Source organism: Acinetobacter sp. TAC-1 (genome assembly GCF_029025845.1).
GTDB lineage: Bacteria > Pseudomonadota > Gammaproteobacteria > Pseudomonadales > Moraxellaceae > Acinetobacter > Acinetobacter guillouiae.
In genome coordinates this window covers 1,932,239-1,956,246 of record NZ_CP118892.1, presented here as the reverse complement: position 1 = coordinate 1,956,246, position 24,008 = coordinate 1,932,239, and the positions used below count along the sequence as shown (strand labels likewise).

22 protein-coding genes, 2 tRNA genes and 3 rRNA genes are annotated in these 24,008 nt (G+C 39.6%); 8 read left to right on the top strand and 19 right to left on the bottom strand.

The features are described from left to right. Both PYV58_RS09095 and PYV58_RS09090 read right to left on the bottom strand, forming a co-directional pair. On the bottom strand, positions 1 to 327 hold the full coding sequence (locus PYV58_RS09095; RefSeq protein ID WP_004822224.1) for a hypothetical protein: 327 nt from the start codon (positions 325 to 327) through the stop codon (positions 1 to 3). Positions 328 to 572: 245 nt separating this feature from the next. Continuing rightward, entirely contained in the window at positions 573 to 932 is a 360-nt protein-coding gene (locus PYV58_RS09090) for a hypothetical protein (protein ID WP_004822225.1), read from the bottom strand. Between the two features lie 222 nt (positions 933 to 1,154). Here PYV58_RS09090 and PYV58_RS09085 point away from each other — a divergent pair, with 222 nt between their 5' ends. The 3 genes from PYV58_RS09085 to PYV58_RS09075 all read left to right on the top strand — a co-directional run bounded on the left by PYV58_RS09085 (position 1,155) and on the right by PYV58_RS09075 (position 2,524). Continuing rightward, positions 1,155 to 1,388, top strand: a complete 234-nt coding sequence (locus PYV58_RS09085; RefSeq protein WP_004719607.1) for a hypothetical protein — start codon at positions 1,155 to 1,157, stop codon at positions 1,386 to 1,388. A gap of 179 nt (positions 1,389 to 1,567) precedes the next feature. Continuing rightward, positions 1,568 to 1,945: a DUF2750 domain-containing protein gene (locus PYV58_RS09080; RefSeq protein WP_004719606.1), complete on the top strand. Its 378-nt coding sequence runs from the start codon at positions 1,568 to 1,570 to the stop codon at positions 1,943 to 1,945. A 147-nt stretch (positions 1,946 to 2,092) separates the two neighbouring features. Beyond that, positions 2,093 to 2,524, top strand: a complete 432-nt coding sequence (locus PYV58_RS09075; RefSeq protein WP_004822228.1) for a CBS domain-containing protein — start codon at positions 2,093 to 2,095, stop codon at positions 2,522 to 2,524. Between the two features lie 261 nt (positions 2,525 to 2,785). Here the strand turns inward: PYV58_RS09075 and trpB are convergent, their stop codons facing one another. The 9 genes from trpB to PYV58_RS09030 form a co-directional block, all read right to left on the bottom strand. Then, a complete protein-coding gene (trpB, locus tag PYV58_RS09070) occupies positions 2,786 to 3,994 on the bottom strand; it encodes a tryptophan synthase subunit beta (protein ID WP_034617271.1) in 1,209 nt (402 codons plus the stop codon). A gap of 63 nt (positions 3,995 to 4,057) precedes the next feature. Next, on the bottom strand, positions 4,058 to 5,245 hold the full coding sequence (locus tag PYV58_RS09065; protein WP_004822231.1) for a VWA domain-containing protein: 1,188 nt from the start codon (positions 5,243 to 5,245) through the stop codon (positions 4,058 to 4,060). A 15-nt stretch (positions 5,246 to 5,260) separates the two neighbouring features. Next, positions 5,261 to 6,112, bottom strand: a complete 852-nt coding sequence (locus PYV58_RS09060) for a MoxR family ATPase (protein ID WP_004719598.1) — start codon at positions 6,110 to 6,112, stop codon at positions 5,261 to 5,263. 20 nt (positions 6,113 to 6,132) lie between these two features. Then, on the bottom strand, positions 6,133 to 6,546 hold the full coding sequence (locus PYV58_RS09055; protein ID WP_034617269.1) for a hypothetical protein: 414 nt from the start codon (positions 6,544 to 6,546) through the stop codon (positions 6,133 to 6,135). After that, on the bottom strand, positions 6,539 to 6,844 hold the full coding sequence (locus PYV58_RS09050; RefSeq protein WP_004822235.1) for a YcgL domain-containing protein: 306 nt from the start codon (positions 6,842 to 6,844) through the stop codon (positions 6,539 to 6,541). Before PYV58_RS09050 ends, PYV58_RS09055 begins: the two co-directional genes overlap by 8 nt. 184 nt (positions 6,845 to 7,028) lie before the next feature. Continuing rightward, complete coding sequence (locus PYV58_RS09045; RefSeq protein WP_016539239.1) at positions 7,029 to 8,171, bottom strand: HRDC domain-containing protein; 1,143 nt, start codon at positions 8,169 to 8,171, stop codon at positions 7,029 to 7,031. A gap of 347 nt (positions 8,172 to 8,518) precedes the next feature. After that, positions 8,519 to 9,115: a recombination mediator RecR gene (gene recR / locus PYV58_RS09040; protein WP_004719588.1), complete on the bottom strand. Its 597-nt coding sequence runs from the start codon at positions 9,113 to 9,115 to the stop codon at positions 8,519 to 8,521. Positions 9,116 to 9,125: 10 nt separating this feature from the next. Continuing rightward, a complete protein-coding gene (locus PYV58_RS09035) occupies positions 9,126 to 9,455 on the bottom strand; it encodes a YbaB/EbfC family nucleoid-associated protein (protein WP_034617268.1) in 330 nt (109 codons plus the stop codon). 112 nt (positions 9,456 to 9,567) lie between these two features. Further along, positions 9,568 to 10,755, bottom strand: a complete 1,188-nt coding sequence (locus PYV58_RS09030) for an O-succinylhomoserine sulfhydrylase (protein ID WP_004822243.1) — start codon at positions 10,753 to 10,755, stop codon at positions 9,568 to 9,570. Positions 10,756 to 10,896: 141 nt separating this feature from the next. On the opposite strand from PYV58_RS09030, the gene PYV58_RS09025 reads away from it, so the two are divergent. The 5 genes from PYV58_RS09025 (at position 10,897) to PYV58_RS09005 (ending at position 14,990) form a co-directional block, all read left to right on the top strand. Next, positions 10,897 to 11,988 (top strand): alpha/beta fold hydrolase, encoded by a 1,092-nt coding sequence (locus tag PYV58_RS09025; RefSeq protein WP_034617277.1) that lies wholly within the window; start codon positions 10,897 to 10,899, stop codon positions 11,986 to 11,988. Between the two features lie 9 nt (positions 11,989 to 11,997). Further along, positions 11,998 to 12,870 (top strand): NAD(P)-dependent oxidoreductase, encoded by an 873-nt coding sequence (locus tag PYV58_RS09020; RefSeq protein ID WP_034617267.1) that lies wholly within the window; start codon positions 11,998 to 12,000, stop codon positions 12,868 to 12,870. 81 nt (positions 12,871 to 12,951) lie between these two features. Continuing rightward, entirely contained in the window at positions 12,952 to 13,218 is a 267-nt protein-coding gene (locus tag PYV58_RS09015; protein WP_004719576.1) for a YARHG domain-containing protein, read from the top strand. Between the two features lie 28 nt (positions 13,219 to 13,246). Then, positions 13,247 to 13,663 (top strand): HIT family protein, encoded by a 417-nt coding sequence (locus tag PYV58_RS09010; protein WP_034617266.1) that lies wholly within the window; start codon positions 13,247 to 13,249, stop codon positions 13,661 to 13,663. Positions 13,664 to 13,883: 220 nt separating this feature from the next. Continuing rightward, positions 13,884 to 14,990 (top strand): porin, encoded by a 1,107-nt coding sequence (locus PYV58_RS09005; RefSeq protein ID WP_004822251.1) that lies wholly within the window; start codon positions 13,884 to 13,886, stop codon positions 14,988 to 14,990. 337 nt (positions 14,991 to 15,327) lie between these two features. Here the strand turns inward: PYV58_RS09005 and PYV58_RS09000 are convergent, their stop codons facing one another. The 8 genes from PYV58_RS09000 to PYV58_RS08965 all read right to left on the bottom strand — a co-directional run bounded on the left by PYV58_RS09000 (position 15,328) and on the right by PYV58_RS08965 (position 23,997). After that, positions 15,328 to 15,891 (bottom strand): DUF4256 domain-containing protein, encoded by a 564-nt coding sequence (locus PYV58_RS09000; protein ID WP_034617265.1) that lies wholly within the window; start codon positions 15,889 to 15,891, stop codon positions 15,328 to 15,330. Between the two features lie 293 nt (positions 15,892 to 16,184). Then, a complete protein-coding gene (locus PYV58_RS08995; RefSeq protein WP_034617264.1) occupies positions 16,185 to 17,384 on the bottom strand; it encodes a hypothetical protein in 1,200 nt (399 codons plus the stop codon). A 448-nt stretch (positions 17,385 to 17,832) separates the two neighbouring features. Continuing rightward, positions 17,833 to 18,225, bottom strand: a complete 393-nt coding sequence (locus tag PYV58_RS08990; protein WP_034617263.1) for a DUF2007 domain-containing protein — start codon at positions 18,223 to 18,225, stop codon at positions 17,833 to 17,835. Between the two features lie 396 nt (positions 18,226 to 18,621). Continuing rightward, positions 18,622 to 18,736: ribosomal RNA gene (rrf, locus tag PYV58_RS08985) — 5S ribosomal RNA — on the bottom strand. Between the two features lie 167 nt (positions 18,737 to 18,903). Further along, positions 18,904 to 21,794 (bottom strand): 23S ribosomal RNA (locus tag PYV58_RS08980). A gap of 408 nt (positions 21,795 to 22,202) precedes the next feature. Next, positions 22,203 to 22,278: transfer RNA gene (locus tag PYV58_RS08975), tRNA-Ala, on the bottom strand. A 44-nt stretch (positions 22,279 to 22,322) separates the two neighbouring features. Further along, positions 22,323 to 22,399, bottom strand: a tRNA-Ile gene (locus PYV58_RS08970). Between the two features lie 59 nt (positions 22,400 to 22,458). After that, positions 22,459 to 23,997 (bottom strand): 16S ribosomal RNA (locus PYV58_RS08965). Together the 16S, 23S and 5S rRNA genes with 2 tRNA genes alongside form the textbook arrangement of a ribosomal RNA operon. Positions 23,998 to 24,008: the final 11 nt, after the last annotated feature.

Genomic DNA, 24,008 nt, shown 5'->3' with positions numbered 1-24,008 from the left:
TTATTGCGGATCTTTACTATCCACCGCAGGATATCGTTTTACTTGTTGATTTTCAAAATGATAGGCGCGTAGTAGGCGTAAATACTCAACCACATAAATACGATCTTGGCGGCGCAATTGATTGGCAATTTTTTGCGTCTTAGGATTGGCGGCTTGTTGTGAATATTGCATCACATATTTGTATTGATCAGGATTAATTGGCCGTGTTAAAGCCAATGTTGCAAGAAAAATCATCAGTGCGATGATCACAACAACAAAAGAATTCAAGATTTTTTCCACAGGAAATGAATAGAATAATTTTTGAAAATAATCTTTGAATTTTTGCATGAACTACCTCTAATTACAGATAGTTTATCATCCTGACCATAAAAATATAGGGCTTTCTTCAAGACAGCTGAAGATCGGTTGTAAGATGATCTTTAAGATCAAAATTGCGAGAACGATAGTGCTTAAATAATCTCCCCATAGATATCATCGCCTGTCGATATGAAATTTAAAGCCCTCTTCTCTTATTCAAGAAAAGGGCTTGAGCCAAGTTAAACAGCGCGTGAATCATTTCTATATCGTGCCAATTAAAGGATCGTTGCACGTAAGAATGCGAAATATAAAATAATCGCGATTATTGCCAATGCAATACTGACAGCAAAGATACTTACTCCCCCCTCTGCATGTGCAGGATGCAAATCATCATCATCAGCAAGACGCCTTAATTCACCATCATAGATTCGATAAAAGCCTGCTTTTTGCACTGGATTTAAGTTTCGGGTATAATCGTACACGCGTTTACGCTGGGCTAAACAATAATCCCCAAGATGGATTTCTTGATGATAAATTGCCTCATCCAGTTGTTTACGGTGATACTGAGCTAATTCTACGATCTGAGACTCAGCAGCGGGTACATCAAAAATAAAGCCATCTATAGTGTTTGTCATTTTGCTCTCCCTTTGTCTTAATTCTCATATTGATTTTAATAAATATTATTTCTGATTAATGTTTAATCATGTAATCTTATCTTCGTCAAGCATAGATTTCAAATCGCTTGACAAACAAGGCTAATTGTAATATTAGTTTAATAAAGTTAAGTTAGATTAGTTAAGTATAAGCTCCGCTGGGGAGCTATGTTAAAAGATCATAATTACAATAAGGAGTTATATATGATTCATCAAATCTCTCACCAAGACTTAGAACACGTTTATGCAGATGCTGTAAATACAATCCAGTGTGAAATGAACTTTGTAGAAGCGGTAAAAGCATTAGAAGATGCAGCGAAAGCGGGTCATGGTAAAGCGGCAATGTTTCTTGCAGAACTTTACTACCAAGGTTTCCGCGTTGAACGTGATTCTCTAAAAGCCCAATATTGGCAAAAGATGGCAACCATGCAAGCATAATAAAACGTCACCTAGGTGGCGTTTTTTTAACCCCTATTCTTTTTATTTTTAATAAATCATTACGCTTTCAATACATTTTTTATTGTTTTAATAAATGCTTACGATTGAGCATAAAGCACCAACAGTTCTTATAAGAATTTCAACTACAATAGGCAATGTACTAAATAAGATTGTTAATTATGAAAAAGTATATTCATCTTCAACCCATTTCGAATGAATTGTTTATTAAAATTTCTATTTTAAAATCACTCATGTATTGTGGTGTACTTTGGGGACTTTACCACGATGGCTGGGCAATGAAGTCTGGTTCAAATGAAGTTTATTTTCCTTTTTGGCTAAACGCTGTTCAAGCCCATCAGTATGCAAAGATTCATTGGCCTCACTACACCCCTCGCAGAATAACACCTAAAGATTTTAGAGAATCGCTGTTACCTACATTAACACGGCTCAATATCATGCCTGCATTGTTTAATTCTTCATCTCGAAAATTTAAACTCTCAACTTCTCAAATGGAACATTTCTTTTTCCATAGTCATGTTCAATTTCAACCGGCTTAAAGGCGAAGATATATTTTTAGTGGTTTAAAATTGTTGTAAAAAATAAACTTTATATTTTTATGACTGCAAAGTATTTGCAAAGTTAAAAAATACAGTTAAGTTAAAGGTGTGCAGATTGGTAAGCACCCTAGAAAAGGAAGAATAATTATGACGACAGTAGCACAAGTAATCCAAGATAAGATTGGTCGTGAAATTTATACGATTTCACCCTCTGCCACAGTATTAGAAGCCATTACACTTATGGCAAACAAAGGTATTGGTGCTGTGGTTGTCACTCAAGATACAAAGGTCGTCGGAATCCTCTCAGAACGCGACTATACGCGTAAAATTGCCCTTATGCAGCGTACCTCTGACCATACAACGGTCGCTGAAATTATGACGTCTAGAGTGATTTCTGTGACACGTGGTCATACGGTTGAAGAATGTTTAAATTTAATGACTGACGGACACTTACGCCATTTACCTGTAATTGAAGGTGAAACGTTGGTTGGATTTGTTTCTATTGGTGATTTAGTCAAAGCCACCATGGAAGATCAACGAAAATTGATTGAACAGTTAAGACAATATATTTCAGGTTAAATGAAATTATAAAAATATAACCCTCCATGTGGAGGGTTTTTTTATTGTGTATAGAAAATTGGCAACTCAGCTTGCATGTAAAACCTTTTTTTAAATTTCTAGATAATAGAAATAATCACCAGCTTTAAGTTGCATGTCTTCATTTATCATGGGGATAAACAATCGAGTTCATTAAACGAAAGCTAAGACTGAATTTCAAATTTAACGATAAAATAAAAAAACCTAGCCAAAGCTAGGTTTTTAAATCAAATCAATTTTTTATCAGTTTAGATTTAACTTTTCAGCAACATAGTCGGCATCTTTATCACCACGCCCAGAAAGGTTTACAACAATTTTGATTTCTTTCGCTAATTTAGGCGCTTCACGAATTGCCCACGCCACAGCATGAGAACTTTCTAATGCAGGAACAATCCCTTCTACGCGTGAAAGGGTCATAAACGCATCTAAACACTCTTGATCAGTTGCTGTTGAATATTCCACACGGCCTAAATCTTTTAAGAAGCTATGTTGAGGGCCTACACCCGGATAATCCAAACCAGATGCAATCGAGTGCACAGGCAATGGTGCGCCCTGTTCATCTTCTAGTACATAACAAGCCATACCATGAATCTGACTTGGCTTTCCTAAAGTCAATGTTGCTGAATGCTGTTGAGTATCCAGACCATGACCTGCAGGTTCCACACCAACCAGTTTAACCTCTGCATCATTTAAAAATGCCGTGAATGCGCCAATTGCATTTGAGCCACCGCCTACACACGCAACCACATAATCGGGTTGTGCGCCAAAGCGATCTTGGGTTTGAACTTTAATTTCATTGCCGATAATAGATTGGAAATCACGTACCATTTTTGGGAAAGGATGTGGTCCAACCACAGAACCAATCGCATAAATAAAGTTTTTAGGGTCTTTTAAATATTCTTCAAATGCACTATCTACAGCATCTTTCAGTGTTGCAGTACCTTGAGTGACTGAAACCAGTTTTGCACCCAAAATCTTCATTTTCACAACATTGGGATGCTCTTTTTCAATATCCACCTGCCCCATATGAATTTCACATGGAATACCAACCAAAGCACATGCGGTTGCAAGTGCAACGCCATGTTGACCAGCACCTGTTTCTGCAATCACTTTGGTTTTTCCCATATATTTGGCAAGCAAAGCTTCGCCCAAACAATGGTTAATTTTATGTGCGCCTGTATGATTTAAGTCTTCACGCTTTAAATAGATTTGTGCGCCACCCAATTGATCAGAAAGGCGTCTTGCATGGAATAAAGGACTAGGGCGACCTACATAATTGGCAAATAAATCAGCCAATTCATTTTGAAATTCAGGCGTTTTACGAATTTCCTCATATGCGACATTGATTTCATCCATTGCTTCTTTTAAATGAGGTGGAATAAATTGACCACCATATTCACCAAAAAAGCCTTGTTCATTTGGTAATGCAATACCATTTATTTGATGATCCATTTCTTTCCCTATTTAATAAATCAGCCGTTGAATTTATGAATAACAACTTTGCTTTCGAATAATCTATCGTGACAAATATTTCGTCATATCCTCAATACCTTTAAGGGTCATTGGAAACATATGATCGTCAAATAATTGTTTAATTAATGCGATGGTTTGTGTGTAATGCCAATAACCTTGCTCTTCTGGATTTAACCATGCTGTTTTTTCAAAATGATTGCGTAAGCGGCGTAACCATACGTCTCCTGCTTCATCATTCATATATTCAACAGAGCCACCGACCGATTTCAGCTCATAAGGTGCCATACTTGCATCACCCACCACAATGACACGATAGTCTTTACCATAGGTATTAAATAAATCCCATGTATTCATTCGGGTAGAAGAACGACGATGATTATCTTTCCACACATAGTCATATAGACAGTTATGGAAATAAAAATATTCTAAGGTTTTAAATTCAGTTTTTGCCGCACTAAACAATTTTTCACATTGAGCAATGTGTGAATCCATCGACCCACCTACATCAAACAACATCAAAACTTTAATTCGGTTACGCCGTTCAGGCACCATTTGTACATCTAAAATGCCCTGTTTGGCAGTTTCATAAATGGTGCTGTTAATGTCTAATTCTTCTGCAGCGCCTTGACGAGCAAACTTACGTAATCGACGTAAAGCCATTTGCATTTGTCGAGTACCTAAAATTTGTTCATCATCCAAATTTTGATACTTACGCTGTTCCCAAACTTTCACTGCTGAATTTTTACGACTTGGGCCACCAATTCTCACGCCTTCAGGATGGTCACCAAAAGCACCAAACGGTGAAGTTCCACCTGTGCCAACCATTCGGTTGCCGCCTTGATGTTTTTTATGTTGTTCACGCAAGCGCTCTTCCAACATCTTCATTAGTTCTTCAAGCGAACCTGCTTTCAGCAATTCAGCACGTTGTTCAGGTGTGAGATGTTTTTCAAGTAACTCTAAATCAAACCAGTCTTTGGGAAGTTTTTGAACTTTGCTGAGCAGATCATCGATATCAAAAGTATGAATACCTTCAAAATAATCTTTCATGGCACGGTCAAATTTGTCAAAGAAGCGTTCATCTTTGACCATGACTGTCTTTACTAATTGATAAAAATCATCTTGATCGGCAAAAACCAAGCCTTCACTAATTGCTTGGTTGAGATCAATGAGTTCTCGTGTTGAAACTGGAACACCATATTTTCTGAGGGTATAAAATAATCGCACAAACATGTTGCGATCTCCTCATTAACGACGTGACATAAAGGCTAAGCGTTCAAGCAACTGTACATCTTGCTCATTTTTAATCAATGCACCATATAAAGGTGGAATCGCTTTTGATTTATCATGATTACGCAAAATGTCTTCTGGCATATCATCTGCCATTAACAAGCTTAACCAGTCAATCAATTCAGATGTTGAAGGTGGTTTTTTTAAGCCAGGCACTTGACGTAATTTAAAGAAGACTTGTAATGCTTCTGAAACCAATGTTCCAGAGATATTTGGAAAATGAACTGCGATAATTTCACGCATCGTTGCTTCATCAGGAAATTCAATATAATGGAAAAAACAACGACGTAAAAATGCGTCTGGCAGTTCTTTTTCATTATTTGAAGTAATGATTACGATCGGACGTTGGGTTGCAGTAATGGTTTCGCCTGTTTCATAGACAAAAAATGACATTTTGTCTAATTCATGTAGCAAGTCATTTGGAAATTCAATATCTGCTTTGTCTATTTCATCAATCAACAATACACAGCGTTCTTCGCTGGTAAATGCATCCCACAACTTACCTGGTTTGATGTAGTTTTTAATATCGTAAACACGGTCATCACCCAACTGGCTATCACGTAAACGAGAAACTGCATCATATTCATACAAACCTTGCTGTGCTTTGGTTGTGGATTTAATGTGCCAAGTAATTAATTTAAGACCTAGACTCTCAGCAACTTGTTCAGCCAATAAGGTTTTACCTGTACCAGGTTCGCCTTTCACCAATAATGGCTTTTGCAATGCTCGAGCTGCTTTTACAGCCAGTTTTAAACTATCCGTTGCGATATACTGTTCAGTACCTGTGAATTGTTGAGAATCGACAGACATAACTTACCTTTATTTTTTATTTAAAGTGGTGAAATATTTTTTGCTACAACGCTTGCTTGGGTATTTTTCGTGGTTTTGTATTTAGACCAAAAAAATCCAATGACTAAACCAATACCCATAACAAATGTAATTAAGGCAAGATTTGACCAAATCAATGGTGAATCCTTGGTCAGAATACCAAATAACAGTCCAAATATTGCTGGCGCAATCGCTGAGTTTGGTCCTTCAGAAATGGTCGGGGTTGCAAGAACGGCAAATACAATGATCCATGTAATACCGCCAAGTGGCGATGGCAATCGTTTTGAAATCGAATACCAGCACCATAAAATCAACAGCGTCCCAAGAATATAGACGGTTATTGCGATATTATCTTCTGGGATAGCATCAAATAGATCTAAAAAATTTGCCCATATTCCTGATAACTGATCAAGCACCACGTAATCCCTCTGGTTCAACCGCATTTGGGTTAATTAAACCTTCTGGCGGCATTTGAATAAAGAAGCCTTTTGTATTGAGTGAATCGATTACATGTAACACATTTACACGTGCCAATGGTCGAGCTTCGCTCAGTTCAAGATGCATTACATGCGTTGCACGACCAAAGGCAACACGTAGTGGCTCAGAAAGAGCCGCTAAGGGATCTGCACTTTCGTCTGTATTTGGATGATTTGGACGAGCCACATAAAGATACATTTCATCTTTTTTGCTCGATTTATAAATATCACAATGCATTTTAAACAACAGCTTCAGTAAAACTTAGTTGACAGCATACATGAAAAAAACGACGGATACATTATCGAAAGTTAACGCATCAGTCGTTATTTATGTCCAATTGCTAAATCTTTGATCAACAATAACGCAGTAAGCTTTCTTGGCTATTGATGATTATTCATCTAAACAACGGCAGCAACAGCCGCTATTCATTGACCTTCATCTGCATACTTAAAAACTTAATATCTTCTTGTAACAGATGGATAAGTGGCTGGGTAAGTAATTCATAGCGCCACCCCAACAAATAACCGGGTAAATCCTGTTCATTGCCATGAAATACCACATGATGATACAAGGCATTTAACCATTTTTTACGCATAAGTACTTCTTTAGGTACTTGCATTTCAAATGAAACCTGAGAAATTAACTCATCCACTTCAAGGGTGATTCCCTGAGAAGAATGCTTAATTGGTCGTGCAATACGCAGTGGCCACTCATCGGTTTCAGGCAGAAACTTCAATAAATCTAAAATTGTTTTTCCATGTTCACGCACAATATTTGGACGTATTCCCTTCACAGAGGACAATTGAAAATTATTTTTAGGATTAACTTCAACCAAATCAATCATCGTGGCATTTTTTAGAATAAAGCTACGTGGTTGATTGAGTGCCTTAACCATTTCTTCACGCCAAACACTTAATTGTTGCAATTGCATCAATTGTTTTCTGGAATGACGATAATTACCAATATCACAATATAATTTTTCTTTTGGAGTTTCTGAAGCAATTTCAAAGGTTAAATTTTGACAATCTTCAAGCACATGTGAGTATAAGCTTTTCTCGACCAATTCAGCTTTTACTTTTTCAGCCAGACGCATAATGTATAAAACATCATTGGCTGCATAATTCATTTGTTCATCTGTTAACGGTCGAGCCAGCCAATCTGAACGTGTTTGATCTTTATCAATATCAATCTCTAACACCAATTTCAATGCATTTTGATAACTGACCTGTAGACCATGTCCTAAAAAAGACAACCCCACTTGGGTATCGAAGACATTTTTCAGATTTTTCTGATCTGCATAATGATAAATGAGATCAATATCTTCTCCACAAGCATGAAAAATATTTTGCTGTGCTTGAAAAAGTTGAAACCAAAAGCGATCTAAATTTAAGGTTGTACCGTCGAGCAAAAATACTTGACCATTGACATTAATTTGGAATACACCGAGTTTTGGCCAAAGTGTGTCGACTTTAATAAATTCAGTGTCTAGACCATAAGTCGAGGTATGTTGCATCAAGTTCAACACATGTTCGAGATCGGTCTGTTGATTAATAAATTGAAACATGTCAGTTTAAGTCAAAATGTTACATTCAAATGAAATATGATTTTACCTTAATATATAAAATTTAAATATAATATTTTTAAACTAATTCTCCGTAAACACCTTATTTTTCAATAAAGTTTCTTGTGAATATTTATTTTATATATAGGTTTTACAACTTAATAAAAGTATATTTTAAAGTAATAAATAACATGGCTAATCATTGCTTTAGCTTGAGTTTACCTAAAAAATTTAGATTGAATGTAAATAATTTTTAAATGAGACAGAGTTTGTTGATCTTTTAATCGTTATCGCATTTGCGCTAAACATCCAAGCTCAACAAACTCTAAATGGTACCAAGTCTAAGATCGCTATTTCATTCTCATGCGATTATGAACAGCCTGACTCAATGTATGGCTATCCACATATTCCAATTCACCACCTTGTGGAACACCCTGTGCGATTCGTGTCATTTGCAAAGACAAATGTTTTGTCGCTTCTACAAGATAATGCGCAGTCGCTTGCCCTTCTACTGTTGCATTGGTGGCTAAAATTACTTCAGTAATTTTACCATCGGTTAAACGCTGCACTAAATATGGAATACCTATTTCTTCAGGACCAATACCATCTAAAGGCGACAAATGCCCACCCAATACATGATATTTGCCCCTAAAGCTACCAGACTGTTCTATTGCCATTACATCTGCAGGAGACTCAACCACACAAAGCAGCTGATCATCCCGATCATTTGAGCAACAAATATCACAGACTTCATTTTCAGTTAAAGAATGACAAACACTACACTCATGAATATAGGAAGTTGCTTCATTTAGCGCATGCGCCAAACCAATAGCACCTTCTTTATTTTTCATGATCAGATGGAGTGCCATACGTTGAGCCGATTTCGGCCCAACACTGGGTAAGATTCGTAAAGCTTGTACGAGTTGATCAAAACGGTCGCTAAACACCTATGATTCCTTAGAACAAACCTGAAAGACCTGGTGGTAAACCCATACCTGAATTGGCTTCTTTCATCTTCGTTTCTGTAATGACTTCAGCTTGGCGAGCCGCGTCATTCATTGCTGCTGCAATCAAGTCTTCAATCATATCTGGATCGTCTTGTAACAAATCTGGACTGATTTCGATACGCTTAACAACATTACGGCAAGTCATTGTTACTTTTACCAAACCGCCACCAGCTTCAGCATTCACTTCAGTTTGGGCAAGTTGTTCTTTTGCCTTTTTAACGTTGCTTTCCATATCTTTCTGCATACGTTGCGCTTGCTGCATAAGCATATTAATGTTCATAAAATACTCCGAACAAAAGTCCTAAATTAAATCTCTGTCTTGCACTTTCATGACTAGTTTTTTAAAAGCCTAGAAGAAAATGAAAGAAACTGTTTTGCAAATTTTGCTTATCTTAAATTAAATCTAATCCATGAGAAAGGTCACGGATAATATCATCGACATCTTCTAAGCCAACAGACAAACGGATTAAACCTTCACGAATACCCGCTGCTGCTTTTGCTTCAGGAGAAAGCTTACCATGAGTCGTTGTCGCTGGATGGGTAATTGTTGACTTAGCATCACCTAAATTACCTGTAATCGAGATAAATTGTGTATGGTCAATAACTTTCCAAGCACCTTCTCGTTCACCTTTCACTTCAAAAGAAACGATTCCACCAAAACCAGTTTGTTGTTTGGCTGCTAACTCATGCCCAACATGATCTGCTAAGCCAGCAAAATAAACCTTTTCCACTTTTGGATGAGCAACCAGCCACTCGGCAATTTTTTGTGCACTTTCAGAATGCGCTTTCATACGCAGTCTTAAGGTTTCTAAACCTTTCAAAAAGACCCATGCATTGAATGGGCTCATCGATGGGCCAGTGGTACGAACATAACCAAATACTTCTTCAAGTAATTTGTGACTACCGACCACAGCACCACCCAGTGCACGACCTTGTCCATCTAGATATTTGGTGGCAGAGTAAATCACTAAATCTGCGCCAAATTGCAATGGACGCTGTAAAATTGGTGTGCAAAAACTATTATCAATCGCCAATAAAGCATCATTTGCATGTGCTAAATCTGATAATGCTTGAATATCTGCGACTTCAGCCAAGGGATTTGATGGTGACTCAACAAACAGTAATCGGGTTTCAGGACGAACCGCGTCTTGCCAAGCGGTTAAATCAGTTAAATCAACAAAAGTCACTGCGACATTAAATTTAGCGACATATTTTTCAAATAATGAAACTGTAGAACCAAAAACAGCACGTGAACAAATCACATGATCGCCTGCCTTTAAGAACGACATTGCAACGGCCATGATTGCAGCCATACCCGAACTTGTTGCCACAGCGCGTTCACCACCTTCTAGTGCAGCTAAACGCGTTTCAAACATTGCTACAGTTGGATTGGTAAAACGTGAATAAATATTACCTGGTTCAGCACCAGAGAATTTTGCTGCTGCTTCCGCTGCATTTTCATACACAAATGACGAAGTGAGGAAAATTGGCTCACTATGTTCACCTTCAAAACTGCGTGTATGACCTGTACGAATCGCTAAAGTATCAAGTTGGTATTCAATGTCGTCGTGCTGGCTCATTTCAACTACTCAGTCCAAAAACTGCCTTTGTAAAATATTGCCAACATTTTGAGCGCCCTATGTATTTAAGGTCAAGGTAAAATCGTAAATTATCACATACACTTCGCTTAAATCTGCATAAAAATGAGACAATCACCGCTTATGACACAAGTATCAGCTAAGTTCCAACAGCGCAAATCCAAATTGAAGAATCTAACCACACGTATCTTCAATGGTAAGTCATTGGTTTTATCTCAAAGTACCCCTTATGAAATTATTGCAGAGCATCATCAAACCAAAGTGCGTTACTACGCAGCTGCTGAAAAAAAATTTAAGGAACCTTTGGTTTTTACAGCACCATTGTCGATCAATATGGCAATTTACGACCTCTACCCTTATCGTTCACTTATCAAATATTTTACCGAACAAGGCTATGATGTGTATTTATTGGACTGGGGAAAACTCAGTTATCAGGATCGCAACTTAAACTTTTTATATTTTATTGATGAAGCTATGCCGTTATGCATTAATAAAATCCGAGAACATGCTCAAAGTGAGCAAATTTCATTGCATGGCTGGAGCATGGCCGGCATTTTTGTATTACTTTACACGGCATTACGCCAACCCAATTATGTTAAAAACTTAATTATACTGGCCAGCCCAATTGACAGTTATGCATCGGGTGGCATCGGTAAACTTTATCAAAAAATAAATAATTTGATTATAAAGAATCAAAAACTGAAAGATACGTTATATAAAGGTGGTTTACCGAAAAAACTGATCCATACCCCGGGCTTACTCAATGCCATTGGTTTTAAGATTTTAGATCCAAAGGGTTGGTATGAGGGTCATAAACAATTGTTGTTAAATCTAGACGACAAAGAGCTCTTGCATGAACACGCCACCCTTGGAAATTTTTTAAATCACATGGTGGATTACCCCGGTGGTGTTAATCAAGACATGTTATTTAATGTTTGGCTGCAAAATCCACTGAAAAATGGGTCAATTCAGCTCAGTAACCATAAAATTGAACTTAGCAATATCAACTGTTCATTGATGATTGGGGCTGGAAAAAATGATCAAATGGTCACCGCAGATGCAGTTAAGCCTTTAAGCGAATTGACAAAGAGTAGTGATGTCACGTTTACTCTTATTCCTGGGGGACATTTAGGGCTAATGTCTAGTCAAAAAAGTGCAGATGAATTTTGGCCTACACTGTCCAGATGGTTAGAACAAAGATCGACAAAAATTTAAGAGATAGATATGAAGACTACAGTTGCATTTATTGGTTTAGGCGCAATGGGCTATCGTATGGCAGCACATTTACCCAAACATTTTGATACCGTATATGTGTGGAATCGAAATTTTGCAAAGGCCAAGCAACATGCAACTGAGTTTGGTACTCAAGCTGTCGAACTCGATCAAGCGGTGCAAGCTGATATTATTTTTTCATGTTTACCGACCAGCCAAGATATCGATGATTTAATCCAAGATTTAAAGATCAAAAATGGCGCGATTTGGGTCGACTGTACCAGTGGTGTACCTGATGCTGCGCGTAAACAATCTGAGTATCTGCTCAAAAATAATATTCACTTCTTAGATGCACCTGTAAGTGGTCAAACCATTGGTGCTGAGAATGCAACGCTGACTTTTATGGTCGGCGGTGCGGCAGAAGCGTTTCAAATTGCCCTACCTGCAATGCAAGTGATGGGTAAATTAATTAAACGTGTTGGTGACTCAGGTGCAGGCTTTGCTGTAAAAGCGGTAAATAATATGATGATGGCGGTTCATTTATGTGCTGCCGCTGAAGGATTTACCACGCTGAAAGCACATGGGGTAGATTTAAATGAAGCGCTTGATTGTATCAATGCATCCAGTGGTAAAAGTGGTGTGACTGAAACTGCACTACCGCAACGTATCCTCAATCGTAGCTTTCCACTGACCTTTGCTTTACCCTTATTGGCAAAAGATACAGGTATTGCCATTGATTTAGTTCGTGATGCAAGATTATCAGCACCTATTCTTGGTTTAACACAAAGCTTAATTACCGCAGCCAATAGTCTTTCAGAGCCTGATAGCGATTTTTCTACCGCGGTAAAAATGTATGAATCATGGAGCAAAATTACATTAGATTAATTTTTCATCATTGAATAATCACAACTAAACCTTATAATCACATTAAGTGACATGTAAATATGTCAATTTCGAGGTCGTATCATGAATAAATATGTAATTGCTACACTTTCTAGTTTATCTATTTTAGTCGCTAGTCACGCTTTTGCTGATAACACCCAAGAATGTAAAAAATTGCAAGATGATTACAATGTCATTTATGCATCAAAAGGGTTCTGTTTTAAAGATCCTGAAGCAAAAGCAAAATATAATAATGACAATTGTTATACAAGTAAGCCTAAATTTTCTGAAAAAGAGCAGCAAAAACTTGACTCTATCAAGGAACGTCAGAAAGAATTGAACTGTAAATAATCACATTCACACCTTCAAGGAAATAAACATGGCTTATGATGATCAGAATATATTTGCACGAATTTTACGTGGTGAACTTCCTGCAATTAAAGTTTATGAAGATGATCATGTGCTTGCATTTATGGATATCATGCCGCAAGCCGATGGGCATACCCTGATTATTCCGAAGACGCCAGCTGTGACATTGCTCGACTTAGATCCTGAAATTGCAGCTTATACAATCAAGATTGTGCAAAAAATAGCACAAGCAATTGAAATAGCTTTGGATGCTCAAGGTATTGTATTGATGCAACTTTCTGGAGCTGCTGCTGGACAAACTGTACCTCATGTACACTTTCATTTGATTCCGAGTTCGGTGCATGAATTAGGTCGTCATGCTATTCAAATGGGTGATCAGGAAAAAATTAAAGGGTTTGCTGAAAAAATTAAGGCTGCACTGGCTTAATTAAAAACCTTTTTAGAATCAATGGGGCTAATCAAGCCTCATTTTTTATTCAAATTACACAAATGTTAAATTCGCGTCATTAAATTGTCATTTTTTCTTCACTGATATGTAACAAAGTTTACAGATACTGCATGCAAGTTAGTAAGTAGTGCACAAACCCACACTTACTGAATAAAAAAAGTAACTGCAAACCCATTGAACATGTTTTGGAGAAATCTCAATGAAAAAAGTGCTACTCGCTGCAGCAATCGCCACCCTTAGCATAAGCGCAGCTCAAGCAGCGCCAACATTGTATGGTAAATTCAACGTAACTTTAGATCAAATTGATAAGAATGGCTTTAAAGACGAAAGCGTAACTAAAGTAAACTCTAACGCTTCTCGTATTGGTGTTAAAGGCGAAGAGAAATTAACAGATAAATTGTCTGCTGTTTACTTGGCAGAATGGCAAATCAGTGCTGATGGTGATGGCGATGCTTTCACTAACCGTAACCGTTTCGTGGGGATTAAATCAGACGGTATCGCAACGTTAAAAGTTGGTCAGTTTGATTCATATTTCAAAAATGCTGCTGGTAACAACCAAGATATCTTCAACGATCACAACGAACTCGATATGACTGCGATTTTAGTTGGTGAAGATCGTTTAAAAAACGTGATCGGTTTTGAAACTGATAAAAAATTATTGGCTGGTTTAGCTTTCAACATCATGTTCCAGCAAGGTGAAGAATCATCTGCTTTAAAAAATGATGCTAAAGGTCAAAAAGGTAGCCGTGATAGTTTCGGAGATGGTATCTCTACATCACTTACTTATGACAACAAAGACTACGGTTTTGCTGCTGCTGTTGCAGGTAACTTCGGTGTTGCATCTAAATATAATGCATATAACTCTGAATTAGGTAGCAACACAATCTACTCTGACGCAATCCGTGTTACAGGTTCTGTAGACTTGAAACCTGCGGGTCTTGATGGCTTAGTATTTGGTGCATTATGGCAAACTGCTAAACCGTCTGATGATACTGTTGCAACCACTTCTGGTACTACAGTAACATCGTTCAAAGGCTTGAAAGAAAATGCTTATGGCATCACTGCTGCATATGCGATTCCTTCTACACCGATTAAGCTAAAAGCTGAATATATTTCTGCAACAACAGAACTAGATGGCCGTGATGATCGTAAACAAGACCTTTACGGGATTGGCGCTGATTACAACATCAACAAACAAGCCCGCTTCTACGGTGTTGTTGGTCAACAAAAGCGTGATTGGTCAACTACATCTACACCAGAGAAAAAGAAAACTGTTATTGGCTTAGGTATGGAATATAACTTCTAATCCGAACCTTTAATAAAAAACGGCAAGTGATCTTGCCGTTTTTTTCGACTCAATAATTCAAAAGCTCATTTTATAAAATACATATTCATTAGCTGAGTAACCATCATATAAATTTAGCGCTCTTATAAATAACGCACATATCATTTCATCATCTATGACAGATCTTTTGTAGCAATATGAATGTCATGGTTGGATAGGCATACAGCACCCCAAACCAAAATTAAAAATCACTAATTTAAATATCAATATGTAGGATAGAACAGCAGTTATATCTAAATACAAAAATACAAGCAAGCTCGACAGAATCTTAGGATTTCACGCTGTCAATTTTTAACAATTAAAGTTTGATATAGGTTCGAAACCCACGACTCGCATAATATGAGGCAGCACCATTATGATAGGTAAATGTACGCCCATAACGCTGATCACAAAAGATCGCCCCGCCTTGCTGACGTAATATCGTTGGAGTTTCGACCCAGCTTGATGTTTTTAAGTCAAAATTGAATATTTGCTGTAGAGCATAATACTGTTGTTCAGTCATTAGTGCTAAGGCATGCTTATTTACCCAGTCGATCACCGTATCTTCAGGAGGATAATCCTTGCGACTGAGTAATGCCTCTCGGTCATAACACAGACTACGCCGTCCTTTTGGAGACTCAACTGCACAATCAAAAAAATACACACCTTCTGAGTTCGGTAAAACAACCACATCAGGCTCACCGCCAGTCATTTCCATTTGTTGTAAAGCCCATAACTTTTCAGGACAAAGCAAAAGTTGTTTTTGGACAAAATCCCAGCTCATTTGTGCATGTCGTTCTGTATGCTGCTGAAAACGCTGTGCTAAGGTTTTTAATAGGTTTTCAACTTGCAACGGACTCAATGTTTCTTGCTGTTTTATCATTTATTTTACTGCCTGATTTTAAGCTTTTACTAGCATAACATTATCCACCAAGTGCAACCAAATCCGCTTTTTAGGCATACTGAAGTGGATTGATTAAATAGTGTGGCACGGATAATTCAATGGAGTTCTTTGCATATGCAACTTCTTCCACACCGATCCAACTAAAAGCTGAATATATTTTTGCAACGACAGAAAAATCGTCGTGGCGATCGTAAGTTACAGGATATAGCTTCTAATCCTAATTAAAAAAATGGCAAGAAATCTTGCCGTTTTTTACTTAACAACAGAATATTTTAAAAATCTCGTATTTCATCAAACCAAGTATTCACTGTTTGTTGATCTATATCGAATGTTGAAGCTTCAACTAGTTGCAGTACAGCAAGACCAGTATCTTCTCTTTCAACAGTTTCAATATTGGGCAATGTATTAATTATCTCAACAAGTTCAATAATTGCCCCTTTCACATCTTGCTTTGTCTTCGCCTTGGAGATTTCTTTTAAAGCAGATTTATATGCTTTGATCGCAATTTTTGCATTATTGCTTTCCCAATTTTCAAATGGAATTCCATATTCAGTGGTAAACCATATTGAACTCCTCAGTTTAGACACCGACGAATAATCCAATTGTTTTTCTTTAGCCAAATGCTTTAATTCAGCATTTAACCTTTTCCCTGTTTTTTCATCAATATTCCATCCAATGAAGGACCTTAAGTTTTCCCAAGTATTTAAAGCTGGAAAGCCTTCCAAATTTACAGCATAGCGTATTCCAATACATTCAAGTTGCTGAAGTTGCTTTAAACTTGCTGTATTGGTTATATTCCCAGTTAAGTTTAGATTTTTTAAATTAGGAAACTGTAATAAGCTTTCACAATCAAAAGCTTGACCTAAAGGTTTAACAGTTAAATCTAACGAAGTTATTGCCGCTAAATTTTTCATAACAGGAAGATGGTATGCCGATACCATTGGATCTTTGCTTGTCGTTGGCTCTATTCTCATATGGGGATATGCTGCTGTGGTAATAATTTCAAATTGCTCAATATGACCAGCCAAATGAAGCGAATGTACACTCTTCTTATTCTCATCATCAGCATGATTTAAAACTAATGTGATTGGATGTTGATCTGCTTTGATTGAAAAGTTATGAATTTGAGCATGACTTAAATCTAGACAAATTGCTTGCGTAGGTCGCCAAGAAAAATCTTCTATTACTCTTTTCTTCGACCATTCAGTAAAACCTTGATCATTTCCCCAATAATAAAAAAATCTTGGCCAATCCCCATAAGGATGTAAATGCGCATTTTGTTGACCATGTGGCGTATAAAAAGTATTAAAAGCATCCCAATTGATTACAGCATTTTCTTCAACAAGAACATCAAACTTTTTCTTGTCCATGCCGATTCGACCAATTGAGAAGCTTCCTTGCCCAGCAGGAATTTTTATCTGATGGCTATTTGTACCTGTTAAAGAAACATAAATGGGAGTATTTCTATCCATGTCCATCCATTATTTGTAAATTGTACGATTCAGCTTTCAGCAAATATTAATTACTTATACTTGTACAAATAAGCATATAAACTCAACACAGAATATATCAAGCTTAAAGCTTAGTTTTTGTTTCATTTTAGCAAAATATGAACATGTTAGATTTAGCTCTATATTTCAACTTTCCCAACTTAGATACTTAAATGATCTAAATGACCTTGATGATCTATTTTGACCACAATCAGTGGATGGATTAGAAATCCCAATTTTTTCTAAGCAATCATAACCTAATTCTTTAATATGAAAATCCATATAGTCTTTGACTATCCCTTCAACTTCAAAATCCTTTTGAATGATGTTTTGCTTTTATTGATCAAATTTTACGATATTTTCTAGTAAGTAATTTATTTGATCTAAAGTTTGCTTATTTAAAATATCTTGCCGATTTTCCAATAGAGCACTAACTCCAAAAATGTTGGCACTGTCTACACTTCGTTCCATTTTTATAAAAAAAGAGCGGAAAACCAAGCAATAGAAAAACCAAATAAGCGGGACGTTTTCCTTCGGTATATGGCTGTATATCACGACTACCACAATGAGGGCAACTTTCACTTGCTCCAAACTGTTGTTCTAATTCTTGGCTAAAATCTTGGGCAAGTAATGCTTTAGCCTCCTCTGCATAGCTTTCAGGAACTAACAGTCGCACACCACCCAAAGCATTGGAGTAAAGCCAATCCATATTAATGGTATGTTCATTTTCAATACGTGCTGGAATTTCTGCTGCTTCTAATTGCGTTTTGGCAATCTGAGCCTCGTAAGGAAATGAATATGTTTCAGCAACCACCCATTGCATAAGAACACCTAACAGAAATAAAAATGGATTTTAAGCTCAATTCATTTAACAGTATATTGCATAAATTTATTCAGTTGATGCTTTCATTTTTCAAGTTATGAGGAAGGAAAGGAAATTTCATAAAAATAAGGAAATATGTTGGAGGATAGATAGGTTTTAAAGCAGTACATTTTATCTATTTCCGTTAAATGTCATTCTTCTTTCTATTCTGCCTAAGCAACCAATAACTATAGTTAGTCTTAACTCTAGTTAGTCTTAACTCTATCCTACTTTGCTATATTTTGATGAGGAAGTGAAACAGCAAAATTTACATCTTATTCTTACTATTTATTATTTTTCTCCGCATATAAAAAAACACCCCGCTCTCGCTAGAGATCGGGGTGTTTTAGATTTAAAAGCTGGCGATGACTTACTCTCACATGGGTAACCCCACACTACCATCAGCGCTAAGAGGTTTCACTTCTGAGTTCGGGAAGGGATCAGGTGGTTCACTCTTGCTATTGTCGCCAGCAAACTGTTATGGACTTGTTCGGGTCTTATTTAAATGCCTTACTTCGTACCAAATGAGTTTAACAGAACATTTGAGTTGGGTATTGTAACTAGCTTTTCAACTAAATCAAGTATGTTTGATCTTTTATGAATCAAATGATGCTTCATATACAACTGCTTGGGTGTTGTATAGTCAAGCCTCACGAGCAATTAGTATTGGTCAGCTTCATGCGTCACCGCACTTCCACATCCAACCTATCAACGTCGTAGTCTTCAACGGCTCTTTAGAGGACATAAAGTCCTAGGGAAATCTTATCTTGAGGTAGGCTTCCCGCTTAGATGCTTTCAGCGGTTATCCCTTCCGAACATAGCTACCCGGCGATGCGACTGGCGTCACAACCGGTACACCAGAGGTTCGTCCACTCTGGTCCTCTCGTACTAGGAGCAGATCCTCTCAAATTTCCAACGCCCACGGTAGATAGGGACCGAACTGTCTCACGACGTTCTAAACCCAGCTCGCGTACCTCTTTAAATGGCGAACAGCCATACCCTTGGGACCTGCTTCAGCCCCAGGATGAGATGAGCCGACATCGAGGTGCCAAACACCGCCGTCGATATGAACTCTTGGGCGGTATCAGCCTGTTATCCCCAGAGTACCTTTTATCCGTTGAGCGATGGCCCTTCCATACAGAACCACCGGATCACTAAGACCTACTTTCGTACCTGCTCGACTTGTGGGTCTCGCAGTTAAGCGCGCTTTTGCCTTTATACTCTACGCGTGATTTCCGACCACGCTGAGCGCACCTTCGTACTCCTCCGTTACTCTTTAGGAGGAGACCGCCCCAGTCAAACTACCCACCAGACATGGTCCTCGTCCCGGATAACGGGACAGAGTTAGAACCTCAATATTACCAGGGTGGTATTTCAAGGATGGCTCCATAGCAACTGGCGTCACTACTTCAAAGCCTCCCACCTATCCTACACAAGTAAGATCAAAGTTCAATGTCAAGCTGCAGTAAAGGTTCACGGGGTCTTTCCGTCTAGCCGCGGGTACACCGCATCTTCACGGCGATTTCGATTTCACTGAGCCTCTGCTGGAGACAGCGCCCCCATCATTATGCCATTCGTGCAGGTCGGAACTTACCCGACAAGGAATTTCGCTACCTTAGGACCGTTATAGTTACGGCCGCCGTTTACTGGGGCTTCGATCAAGAGCTTCGCTTACGCTAACCCCATCAATTAACCTTCCAGCACCGGGCAGGCATCACACCCTATACGTCCACTTTCGTGTTTGCAGAGTGCTATGTTTTTAATAAACAGTTGCAGGGGCCTGGTTTCTGTGGCTGCCAATAGCTCAAGGAGCAAGTCCTATCACCGTCAGCAGCGTACCTTCTCCCGAAGTTACGGTACCATTTTGCCTAGTTCCTTCAGCAGAGTTCTCTCAAGCGCTTTGGTCTACTCGACCTGACCACCTGTGTCGGTTTAGGGTACGATTCCTGTGTAACTGAAGCTTAGAGACTTTTCCTGGAAGCATAGTATCAGCCACTTCGCTAGTAAACTAGCTTGCTATCAGCTCTCAGCATAGAGCACCCCGGATTTGCCTAAGATGCATGCCTACTGCCTTTCACCTGGACAACCAACGCCAGGCTGACTTAACTTTCTCCGTCCTCTCATCGCATTACACAGAAGTATTGGAATATTAACCAATTTCCCATCGACTACGCCTCTCGGCCTCGCCTTAGGGGTCGACTCACCCAGCCCCGATTAACGTTGGACTGGAACCCTTGGTCTTTCAGCGAACGGGTTTTTCACCCGTTTTGTCGTTACTCACGTCAGCATTCGCACTTCTGATACCTCCAGCATACTTCTCAATACACCTTCATCGGCTTACAGAACGCTCCCCTACCACGTATACATAGTATACATCCGCAGCTTCGGCATATAGTTTTAGCCCCGTTACATCTTCCGCGCAGGCCGACTCGACTAGTGAGCTATTACGCTTTCTTTAAAGGGTGGCTGCTTCTAAGCCAACCTCCTAGCTGTCTATGCCTTCCCACATCGTTTCCCACTTAACTATAATTTGGGGGCCTTAGCTGGCGGTCTGGATTGTTTTCCTCTTGACTACGGACGTTAGCACCCGCAGTCTGTCTCCCGGATAGTACTCATAGGTATTCGGAGTTTGCATCGGTTTGGTAAGTCGGGATGACCCCCTAGCCGAAACAGTGCTCTACCCCCTATGGTATTCGTCCGAGGCGCTACCTAAATAGCTTTCGGGGAGAACCAGCTATCACCGAGTTTGATTAGCCTTTCACCCCTATCCACAAGTCATCCCCTGGCTTTTCAACGACAGTGGGTTCGGTCCTCCAGTTAGTGTTACCCAACCTTCAACCTGCTCATGGATAGATCACCCGGTTTCGGGTCTATACCCAGCAACTAAACGCCCTATTAAGACTCGATTTCTCTACGGCTCCCCTATGCGGTTAACCTTGCTACTGAATATAAGTCGCTGACCCATTATACAAAAGGTACGCAGTCACCGAACAAGTCGGCTCCCACTGCTTGTATGCATGCGGTTTCAGGATCTATTTCACTCCCCTCACAGGGGTTCTTTTCGCCTTTCCCTCACGGTACTGGTTCACTATCGGTCAGTCAGGAGTATTTAGCCTTGGAGGATGGTCCCCCCATATTCAGACAAGGTTTCACGTGCCTCGCCCTACTCGTCATCATTATATGTGCCCTTTCGTGTACGGGACTATCACCCTCTACGGTAGCACTTCCCAGAGCTTTCCGCTAAAACACATATAACTTAATGGGCTGATCCCCGTTCGCTCGCCGCTACTGAGGGAATCTCAATTGATTTCTTTTCCTAAGGGTACTGAGATGTTTCACTTCCCCTCGTTCGCCTCGCATGACTATGTATTCATCATGCGATACCTACCTTATGGTAAGTGGGTTTCCCCATTCAGAAATCTCCGGATCACAGGATATTTGCCGCCTCCCCGAAGCTTATCGCAGGCTATTACGTCTTTCATCGCCTCTGACTGCCAAGGCATCCACCACATGCACTTAATTACTTGACTATACAACCCCAAACAGTCGTTAATCCCTACAAGGAGGATCAACAATGTGAACTTAATCACTTCTATTTGTTGCCTGTGAACTTAATCACCATACAGCTTCAATTTAATTCATATACCAAAACGCTTGATTCAGTTTTATCGCTAGTGCTCATTTCACTCAACATTAACAATTACTTGCTAACATCAACTAAAACGAGTTTAAACAATTATTTCAACTCAAATATATTCTGTTAATGATTCACTACCGCCTCGTCAGCGAGTAGTTAACTGTGATAAATCACAGAAGTTAATAAACTCAATGTTCATTAAATTCTATAATCAATCTTATCTTTCAAATGGGTGCCTGCGCGAAGCATAGCTTCTTGCTTAAATTTTCGGACAAAGCGTTGCTTTGTTTTTCCTCAAATTTGGTGGAGACTAACGGAGTCGAACCGTTGACCTCCTGCGTGCAAAGCAGGCGCTCTACCAACTAAGCTAAGTCCCCAGCTTAAGATCTTAATATATCTGCTCTTCTGTGTTCAGTAGACTTGGTGGGTCTGACAAGACTTGAACTTGTGACCCCACGCTTATCAAGCGTGTGCTCTAACCAACTGAGCTACAGACCCTCAGATACATCAATGAAGAACAACTTGTTGTGGATTCTTACCAATCGTCAATCTTTCGTTAAGGAGGTGATCCAGCCGCAGGTTCCCCTACGGCTACCTTGTTACGACTTCACCCCAGTCATCGGCCACACCGTGGTAAGCGTCCTCCTTACGGTTAGACTACCTACTTCTGGTGCAACAAACTCCCATGGTGTGACGGGCGGTGTGTACAAGGCCCGGGAACGTATTCACCGCGGCATTCTGATCCGCGATTACTAGCGATTCCGACTTCATGGAGTCGAGTTGCAGACTCCAATCCGGACTACGATCGGCTTTTTGAGATTAGCATCCTATCGCTAGGTAGCAACCCTTTGTACCGACCATTGTAGCACGTGTGTAGCCCTGGTCGTAAGGGCCATGATGACTTGACGTCGTCCCCGCCTTCCTCCAGTTTGTCACTGGCAGTATCCTTAAAGTTCCCACCCGAAGTGCTGGCAAATAAGGAAAAGGGTTGCGCTCGTTGCGGGACTTAACCCAACATCTCACGACACGAGCTGACGACAGCCATGCAGCACCTGTATGTAAGTTCCCGAAGGCACCAATCCATCTCTGGAAAGTTCTTACTATGTCAAGACCAGGTAAGGTTCTTCGCGTTGCATCGAATTAAACCACATGCTCCACCGCTTGTGCGGGCCCCCGTCAATTCATTTGAGTTTTAGTCTTGCGACCGTACTCCCCAGGCGGTCTACTTATCGCGTTAGCTGCGCCACTAAAGCCTCAAAGGCCCCAACGGCTAGTAGACATCGTTTACGGCATGGACTACCAGGGTATCTAATCCTGTTTGCTCCCCATGCTTTCGTACCTCAGCGTCAGTATTAGGCCAGATGGCTGCCTTCGCCATCGGTATTCCTCCAGATCTCTACGCATTTCACCGCTACACCTGGAATTCTACCATCCTCTCCCATACTCTAGCTTCCCAGTATCGAATGCAATTCCCAAGTTAAGCTCGGGGATTTCACATCCGACTTAAAAAGCCGCCTACGCACGCTTTACGCCCAGTAAATCCGATTAACGCTCGCACCCTCTGTATTACCGCGGCTGCTGGCACAGAGTTAGCCGGTGCTTATTCTGCGAGTAACGTCCACTCATCCTAGGTATTAACTAGAAGAGCCTCCTCCTCGCTTAAAGTGCTTTACAACCATAAGGCCTTCTTCACACACGCGGCATGGCTGGATCAGGGTTCCCCCCATTGTCCAATATTCCCCACTGCTGCCTCCCGTAGGAGTCTGGGCCGTGTCTCAGTCCCAGTGTGGCGGATCATCCTCTCAGACCCGCTACAGATCGTCGCCTTGGTAGGCCTTTACCCCACCAACTAGCTAATCCGACTTAGGCTCATCTATTAACGCAAGGTCACAAGTGATCCCCTGCTTTCCCCCGTAGGGCGTATGCGGTATTAGCATCCCTTTCGAGATGTTGTCCCCCATTAATAGGCAGATTCCTAAGTATTACTCACCCGTCCGCCGCTAGGTCAATTACCGAAGCAATCTCCCCCGCTCGACTTGCATGTGTTAAGCCTGCCGCCAGCGTTCAATCTGAGCCATGATCAAACTCTTCAGTTAAAAATCATTAG

Excerpts from the sequence above, each read along its gene's own strand:
- PYV58_RS09095 (WP_004822224.1), bottom strand. The coding sequence starts at position 327 with ATGCAAAAATTCAAAGATTATTTTCAAAAATTATTCTATTCATTTCCT.
- PYV58_RS09090 (WP_004822225.1), bottom strand. The coding sequence starts at position 932 with ATGACAAACACTATAGATGGCTTTATTTTTGATGTACCCGCTGCTGAG.
- PYV58_RS09085 (WP_004719607.1), top strand. The coding sequence starts at position 1,155 with ATGATTCATCAAATCTCTCACCAAGACTTAGAACACGTTTATGCAGAT.
- PYV58_RS09080 (WP_004719606.1), top strand. The coding sequence starts at position 1,568 with ATGAAAAAGTATATTCATCTTCAACCCATTTCGAATGAATTGTTTATT.
- PYV58_RS09075 (WP_004822228.1), top strand. The coding sequence starts at position 2,093 with ATGACGACAGTAGCACAAGTAATCCAAGATAAGATTGGTCGTGAAATT.
- trpB (WP_034617271.1), bottom strand. The coding sequence starts at position 3,994 with ATGGATCATCAAATAAATGGTATTGCATTACCAAATGAACAAGGCTTT.
- PYV58_RS09065 (WP_004822231.1), bottom strand. The coding sequence starts at position 5,245 with ATGTTTGTGCGATTATTTTATACCCTCAGAAAATATGGTGTTCCAGTT.
- PYV58_RS09060 (WP_004719598.1), bottom strand. The coding sequence starts at position 6,112 with ATGTCTGTCGATTCTCAACAATTCACAGGTACTGAACAGTATATCGCA.
- PYV58_RS09050 (WP_004822235.1), bottom strand. The coding sequence starts at position 6,844 with ATGCATTGTGATATTTATAAATCGAGCAAAAAAGATGAAATGTATCTT.
- PYV58_RS09045 (WP_016539239.1), bottom strand. The coding sequence starts at position 8,171 with ATGTTTCAATTTATTAATCAACAGACCGATCTCGAACATGTGTTGAAC.
- PYV58_RS09035 (WP_034617268.1), bottom strand. The coding sequence starts at position 9,455 with ATGAACATTAATATGCTTATGCAGCAAGCGCAACGTATGCAGAAAGAT.
- PYV58_RS09030 (WP_004822243.1), bottom strand. The coding sequence starts at position 10,755 with ATGAGCCAGCACGACGACATTGAATACCAACTTGATACTTTAGCGATT.
- PYV58_RS09025 (WP_034617277.1), top strand. The coding sequence starts at position 10,897 with ATGACACAAGTATCAGCTAAGTTCCAACAGCGCAAATCCAAATTGAAG.
- PYV58_RS09020 (WP_034617267.1), top strand. The coding sequence starts at position 11,998 with ATGAAGACTACAGTTGCATTTATTGGTTTAGGCGCAATGGGCTATCGT.
- PYV58_RS09015 (WP_004719576.1), top strand. The coding sequence starts at position 12,952 with ATGAATAAATATGTAATTGCTACACTTTCTAGTTTATCTATTTTAGTC.
- PYV58_RS09010 (WP_034617266.1), top strand. The coding sequence starts at position 13,247 with ATGGCTTATGATGATCAGAATATATTTGCACGAATTTTACGTGGTGAA.
- PYV58_RS09005 (WP_004822251.1), top strand. The coding sequence starts at position 13,884 with ATGAAAAAAGTGCTACTCGCTGCAGCAATCGCCACCCTTAGCATAAGC.
- PYV58_RS09000 (WP_034617265.1), bottom strand. The coding sequence starts at position 15,891 with ATGATAAAACAGCAAGAAACATTGAGTCCGTTGCAAGTTGAAAACCTA.
- PYV58_RS08995 (WP_034617264.1), bottom strand. The coding sequence starts at position 17,384 with ATGGATAGAAATACTCCCATTTATGTTTCTTTAACAGGTACAAATAGC.
- PYV58_RS08990 (WP_034617263.1), bottom strand. The coding sequence starts at position 18,225 with ATGCAATGGGTGGTTGCTGAAACATATTCATTTCCTTACGAGGCTCAG.